At 73.4% G+C, this 6,556-nt stretch carries 6 protein-coding genes; 3 read left to right on the top strand and 3 right to left on the bottom strand.

The features are described 5' to 3' along the window. Positions 1–27 precede the first annotated feature (27 nt). Both AF1_RS22505 and AF1_RS22510 read left to right on the top strand, forming a co-directional pair. Positions 28–1,185: an AMP-binding protein gene (locus AF1_RS22505; protein WP_067802727.1), complete on the top strand. Its 1,158-nt coding sequence runs from the start codon at positions 28–30 to the stop codon at positions 1,183–1,185. Between the two features lie 281 nt (positions 1,186–1,466). Beyond that, positions 1,467–2,825, top strand: coding sequence for an RNA polymerase sigma factor (locus AF1_RS22510; RefSeq protein WP_067802730.1), 1,359 nt, complete (start codon positions 1,467–1,469; stop codon positions 2,823–2,825). A 66-nt stretch (positions 2,826–2,891) separates the two neighbouring features. Here the strand turns inward: AF1_RS22510 and AF1_RS22515 are convergent, their stop codons facing one another. Further along, positions 2,892–3,797: an ABC transporter permease gene (locus tag AF1_RS22515; protein ID WP_084263225.1), complete on the bottom strand. Its 906-nt coding sequence runs from the start codon at positions 3,795–3,797 to the stop codon at positions 2,892–2,894. A gap of 2 nt (positions 3,798–3,799) precedes the next feature. After that, a complete protein-coding gene (locus AF1_RS22520; protein WP_067802733.1) occupies positions 3,800–4,783 on the bottom strand; it encodes an ATP-binding cassette domain-containing protein in 984 nt (327 codons plus the stop codon). A gap of 128 nt (positions 4,784–4,911) precedes the next feature. Between AF1_RS22520 and AF1_RS22525 the strand changes: the two genes are divergently transcribed. After that, positions 4,912–5,430: a MarR family winged helix-turn-helix transcriptional regulator gene (locus AF1_RS22525; protein ID WP_067802736.1), complete on the top strand. Its 519-nt coding sequence runs from the start codon at positions 4,912–4,914 to the stop codon at positions 5,428–5,430. Here AF1_RS22525 and AF1_RS22530 read toward each other — a convergent pair. Next, positions 5,370–6,533, bottom strand: a complete 1,164-nt coding sequence (locus AF1_RS22530) for a uroporphyrinogen-III synthase (protein WP_067802743.1) — start codon at positions 6,531–6,533, stop codon at positions 5,370–5,372. The two genes, AF1_RS22525 and AF1_RS22530, sit on opposite strands and share 61 nt — an antisense overlap. Positions 6,534–6,556 lie beyond the last annotated feature (23 nt).

The following is a 6,556-nucleotide window of genomic DNA, read 5'->3' on the forward strand; positions in this document are numbered from 1 at the left end:
CAGCGGGGTCGTCTACGCTGACGGGTCATGGATCGCCCGCTCCACGCCGTCGTCCTGCCGCCCGGCCCCCGCCTGCTGCGGGCCCTGGCGGACGCGCTCGACGGCGGCCCCGCGATCTGCCCGCTGTCCCCGGACCTGCCCGAGCCCGCGCTCCGTGATCTGCTGGACGCCCTGGCCCCCGACGTCGTCGAGACACCGGGCGGGCTGACCCCCCGCTCCCCCGGCCGCGAACCGGTCGACGCCGGGACCGCCGTGCTGATCGCCACGTCCGGCTCGACCGGCGCCCCCAAGTTCGTCGAGCTGTCCGCGGGCGCGCTGCGCCGCTCCGCCACCGGGACCCTGGCCCGCATCGAGGCCGCGCCCGGCGACCGGTGGCTGTGCTGCCTGCCCACCAGCCACATCTCCGGCGTCCAGGTCCTCGTCCGTTCCCTCGTCGCCGGCACCGACCCGGTGATCGCACCGCGCTTCGACGCCGCCGCCGTCGCACAGGCGGGCGGCCTGCACGTCTCCCTGGTCCCGACCCAGCTGCGCCGCCTGCTCGACACCGGCGCCGACCTGTCGCGGCTCGGCGCGATCATCCTCGGCGGCGCCGCCGCCGCACCCGGCCTGCTCGCCGAGGCCCGCGACCGCGGCGCCCGCGTGTTCACCACCTACGGCATGAGCGAGACGTGCGGCGGCTGCGTCTACGACGGGGCGCCCCTGGACGGCATGCGCGTCGCCCTCGGCGACGGCGGCCGGATCCGCCTGGCCGGCCCGTCGCTGTTCACCGGCTACCGGCTGCGGCCCCGGCTGACCGCCGAGGTCAGGGACGGCGAGTGGTTCGTCACCCAGGACCTCGGCGCGATCGAGGACGGCCGGCTCCGGGTCCGCGGCCGCGCCGACGATGTGATCAACACCGGCGGGGAGAAGGTCGTCGCGGGCGAGGTCGCCGCCGCGCTGTCGCGGCACCCGAGCGTCCGCGACGTCGTCGTGGTCGGACGGCCCGACCCCGAATGGGGCGAGCGGGTCACCGCCGTCGTCGTCCCCGCGGCCCCCGCCACGCCGGAGCTGCCGGAGCTGCGCGCCTTCGTCCGCGAGACGATGCCCGCCTACGCCGCCCCCCGCGAGCTGGAACTGGTGGAGGCCATCCCGCTGCTGGCGTCGGGCAAGCCCGACCGCGCCCGCCTCCGCGTCTCCGTCCGTTGAGCCTCGTTTTCCGGCAGTGGTCTTCGTCACGTCGCACCGGCCGATGCCTTTACGCAGTAAGGTCACGTCGGCTCAGGAAGGACGGTATGAAGCAGTCCTTTCCGGGCACGATGCGCGTCTGGATCGTTCCTCCGCGATCCGGCCGCGGGCCGCCGCTCCACCGGCCGTGGGAACAATGCCCCGGCCGTGCGACGTTCCGTTAAGTGCGTGCGCCACGAGCGAACACCATCCCGAACACAATCCGCGCCGCACTCACACACCGAAGGGAGGGGGGTGTCCCCATGCCGCGAAGCGCCGTCGAGACCCCGCTCACGGAGTCGGCGGGCCCCGCGCTCAACGACCTCCTGAAGCGTGGCCGTGCCCAAGGGCGCCTCTCGCTCGACGAGGTGCGGGGGGCCTTCGAGACCGCCGGGATCAGCCCGGCCCAGGGCCGCTCCATCCTGCGCGAGCTGTCCGAGGCCGGCATCAACCTGGCCGGCGAGGCCGACGCCGTCCGCAAGATGGCCGCGGCCGCCGACCACGACGGCGGCGAGACCGCCCAGGCCACCGCCGGGAGCGCCCTGTCCGGCACCGCGCGGAAACGCACCTCCCGCAGGACCGCCGCCAAGGTCACCGGCACGGTCACCGGTACGGCCGCGAGGACCACCGGGGACGCCGACGCGCCCGCCGACGAGGGGTTCGAGGTCACCGAGGTCGAGGCCGACGCACCCGCCGACCTGGACGACCAGTCGACCACCATGGGCGACTCGGTCCACACCTATCTCAAGGCCATCGGACGCCGCCAGCTGCTCACCGCCGAGCAGGAGGTCGACCTCGCCAAGCGCATCGAGGCCGGGCTGTACGCCGAGCACAAGCTGGAGACCGAGAACCTCTCCCCCAGACTGCGCGCCGACCTGGAATGGATCGCCGCCGACGGCCGCCGCGCCAAGGCCCACATGCTGGAGGCCAACCTCCGGCTCGTGGTGTCGGTCGCCAAGAAGTACTCCGACCGCGGCCTGTCGCTGCTGGACGTCGTCCAGGAAGGCAACCTCGGCCTGATCCGCGCCGTGGAGAAGTTCGACTACTCCAAGGGCTACAAGTTCTCCACCTACGCGATGTGGTGGATCCGGCAGGCCATACAGCGCGGCTTCGCCGACTCGGCCCGCACCATCCGGCTGCCCGTGCACGTCCTGGAGATGCTCAGCAAGCTGAGCCGCGTGGAGCGCGACATGCACCAGCGTCTCGGCCGCGAGCCCACCCCGGAGGAGCTCGCCCCCGAGCTGGACAAGAGCCCCGAGCAGGTCCGCGAGCTGCTGCGCACCAGCCGCCAGCCGATCAGCCTGGACTCCACCATCGGCGAGGACGGCGAGACCCGCATCGGCGACCTCATCGAGGACACCGACAGCCCCGAGGCGTCCGAGCTCGTCGACCGCCAGCTCATGGCCGACCAGCTGCGCCGCACCCTCGACATCCTGTCCCCCCGCGAAGCCAAGATCATGGCGATGCGGTTCGGGCTGTACGACGGGACGCCGCGCACCCTGGACGAGATCGGCAAGGCGCTCGGGCTGACCCGCGAGCGGATCCGCCAGCTGGAGAAGGAGTCGCTGTCCAAGCTGCGCCACCCCAGCAACGCCCGCCCGCTGCTGGACTTCGCCGTCTGACCCGCTCCGCAACGCCATGAGGCCCGCCCGACCCGAACGGTCGGGCGGGCCTCCTGGCGTCCGGTGTCAGTCGGCGCGGCTGAACTCCGCGATCGCCACCCCCATCAGGGCGAACCCCATGCCCAGGACGATGAGGATCTCCAGCCACATCGGCACCGTCCAGCCGCCCCACGTCACGCCCGGGTCGAACGTCCGCAGCAACTGCGGCGACAGATCCAGGTGCGAGAACACCACATGCCGCAGCGGGTCGACGGCGTAGGTCAGCGGGTTGAGGCGGGTCAGGACGGTCAGCCACGCCGGCAGCCCGTTCAGCGGGTACAGCGCGCCCGACAGGAACATCATCGGCATCATCGCCATCTGCATGAGGCCGAAGAACGACTGCATGCTGGTGATCCGCGCGGCCATCATCACGCCGAAACCGGTCAGCGCGAACGCCCCGATGAACATCAGGCCGAGCAGCTGGAGCAGCAGCACCGGGTCGTAGGGGACGCCGGCCAGGCCCGCCAGCAGCACGATCACCGCGCCCTGCAGGGTCGCCACGAACGCACCGCCGATGCACTTGCCGACGACGATCGCGCTGCGGCTGACCGGCGCGACGAGCATCTCGCGCAGGAACCCGAACTCGCGGTCCCACACGATCGACCCGGCGGAGAACATCGCGGTGAACATCACCGACATCGCGCAGACGCCCGGGAAGATGAACGTCTTCAGGTTCACGGCCCCGGCCGGGCCGCCGCCGCCAGCCATCAGGCTGGACAGGCCGGTGCCCATGACCAGCAGCCACAGCACCGGCTGGACCAGCCCGGACACCATCCGCAGCTTGTCGCGCCAGAATCGGATCAGCTCCCGGTGCAGGACGATCTTCACCGCGCGCAGGTCCTGCCGCAGACCGCGCTCGGGCACCCTGACCCGGACGACCTCGGTGACCGCCGCCGTGTCCGGCGCCTGGGCGGTCTCCGCCGTGCGCGCCATCGTCACCTCCTCGCCGCGCGCATCGCCATGCGCATGTGGTCGCTCGCGGACGCCTCGGCGTCCCGGATGGTGGAGCCGGTGAACGACATGAACACATCGTCCAGGGACGGCCGCGCCACGTTCACCGACCGGATCGGGACGCCCAGCTCGGCGAACAGCCGCGGCACGAACGCCTCGCCGGAGGCCACCGAGAACGTGACCGCGCCCTCCGACACGACCGCCTCCAGGTCGAACCGCTCCTTGATCGCGGCGATCGCCGCCGCGTCGTCGGCGGTCTGGATGCGGACCCGGTCCTTGCCGACGCCCGCCTTGAGCGCCTCGGGGGTGTCGAGCGCGACGATCCGCCCCGAGTCCATGATCGCGATGCGCCCGCAGAACTCGGCCTCGTCCATGTAGTGGGTCGTCATGAAGATCGTGATCTCCTCGGCGGCCTGCAGTTGCCGGATGTACTCCCAGATCGACGCCCTGGTCTGCGGGTCCAGGCCGACGGTGGGCTCGTCCAGGAACAGCACCCGCGGGGAGTGCAGCAGCCCCCGCGCGATCTCCAGGCGGCGCTTCATGCCGCCCGAGTAGGTCTGCGCCAGATCGCCGCGCCGCTCCCACAGGCCGACCATCTCCAGCACCTGGCGGATGCGGGCGCCGGTGACCGACCGCGGCACCCCGTACAGCTCGGCGTGGAAGCGCAGGTTCTGCTCCCCCGACAGGTAGCCGTCGAGGGTCGGGTCCTGGAACACCAGCCCGATGTTGCGGCGGACGCTGTCGCGCTCGGCCACCACGTCGTACCCGGCGACCCGGGCGCTGCCCGACGTCGGGCGCAGCAGCGTGCAGAGCATGTTGATGGTCGTGGACTTGCCCGCGCCGTTCGGTCCGAGGAAACCGAAGATCTCCCCCGGCCGCACGGTGAAGTCGATCCCCCGCACGGCCTCCACGTCGCCGAACCTCTTGGTCAGGCCGACGACCTCGACGGCCGGTCCCCCGTCCGGCATGGGGCCTCCCCTCCATACGGAGCGCACACCCATATTTTGGACCATCCAACGTTAGGTGTACCCTATCTCTCACGTCAAGAGAAATTAGAAGTCCCAACGCAAACCCCCGACGATGCCTGGGAGCAGCCGTGGAGCACCGGCCCGACCCGCTGCACGAGTCGCCCACCTACCTGCTGTTCGAGATGGTGCGGCTCGTCCGCCGCACCGCGACGCGGATGTACCCCGGACAGCTCCGGCTGCCGCACCTGCTCGTCCTGTCGTGCGTCGCGCAGCTCGGGCCGCTGTCGCAGCGGGAGGTCGCCGAGCGGCTGCGGATGGACCCGGGCGACCTCGTCGGCATCGTGGACGCCCTGGAGGAGGCCGGCCACCTCGAGCGCCGCCGCGACCCCGATGACCGGCGCCGCTACGCGCTGGAGGCCACCGAGGACGGGCGGCTCTTCCTCGGCCGGAGCCTCGACGACCGCACCCGCCTCAACGAGACGCTGTTCGAACCGCTGGCCCCCGGCGAGATCCGGCTGTTCAAGGAACTGATGCTGCGGGTCCTCGCCCACCACGACGAGCGGTTCACCGTGCCGGACGGCCCCGGTCAGCCCCCGGCGCCCGCCGCGGGCCGGCCGGCGGGCCGCGGATCGCACGCCAGCCGGTAGCCGCGTTTGACGACCGTCTCCACGATCCCCGGCCGGCCGAGACCGCGCCGCAGCCGCGCCACCGCCATCTCCACCGCGTGCTCGTCGGCCCGCGGCCGGGCGTTCCGGCCCCGCCCGTCCCCGGTGAGCCGGCTCGGCAGCACCCCGCACAGCTCCGCCCGCGACACCACGTGCCCCGGGCGGCGCGCGAGCGCCCGCAGGATCGCCATCGGCGCGGGCGCGATCGGCCGCAGCCGCCCGTCCAGCACGACGGCGTGCCCGCGCAGTTCCAGCGACGACCCGCGCACCGGCAGCCGCCGCGCCCGGCGCCGCGGCAGATCGGTGGCCAGGACCCGGACGAGCGCGCCGAGCCGGGCCCGCTCCGGCTGGACGGTCGGGACGTCCCGGCCGGTGAGCACCCTCGCGGTGACGGGCCCGACGCACGCCGCCACGACATGGGTGCGCATGGCTTCCAGCAGGGCGTCCTCCAGCCCGTCCTCGGCGGCGACGGCCAGCGTCGCGGCGACCGCGGGCGCGCTGGTGAACGTGATCGCGTCGACCGTGCCCGCGACGGCCTGGCCGACGAGACGGCGCAGCGGCGTCGGGTCACCGGTGCGCGACCACCTGTACACCGGGACCTCGATCACCCCGGCGCCCGCGCCGCGCAGCGCCCCGGCCAGCTCCGGCCGCCGCTCCCCGTACAGCTGGACGGCGACCCGCGCACCCGCGAGATCCCGCTCCAGCAGATGCCGGACCACCTCGGCGCACCCCTCCGACTCCGGTGCCCACGCCTCCCGCAGCCCCTCGGCCCGGATCGCCCCGCGCGCCTTCGGGCCGCGCGCCACGATCTCCGCGCCGGCGAGCCGTGCGACGAGGGCGTCCCGCAGCCCGTGCCCGTCCGCCGCCTCCAGCCACGCCCGGAAACCGATCCCCGTCGTGACGACGACATGGTCCAGGGGCGCGCCGACGCATGCCCGGGTCGCCTCCAGCAACTCGGCATCGTCGGCGAGCGGAGCGAGACGGATGGCGGGGGCCGGCACGACCCTGGCCCCGCGCCGCTCCAGCAGCGTCGCGAGCTCCTCGTGGCGGCGGGCCGCGGTCACGCCGACCGCGAACCCGGCCAGCGGGCCGACCGGCGGGCCGGCGG

It is taken from the genome of Actinomadura formosensis NBRC 14204 (assembly GCF_001552155.1).
In the GTDB taxonomy this organism is placed as follows: domain Bacteria; phylum Actinomycetota; class Actinomycetes; order Streptosporangiales; family Streptosporangiaceae; genus Spirillospora; species Spirillospora formosensis.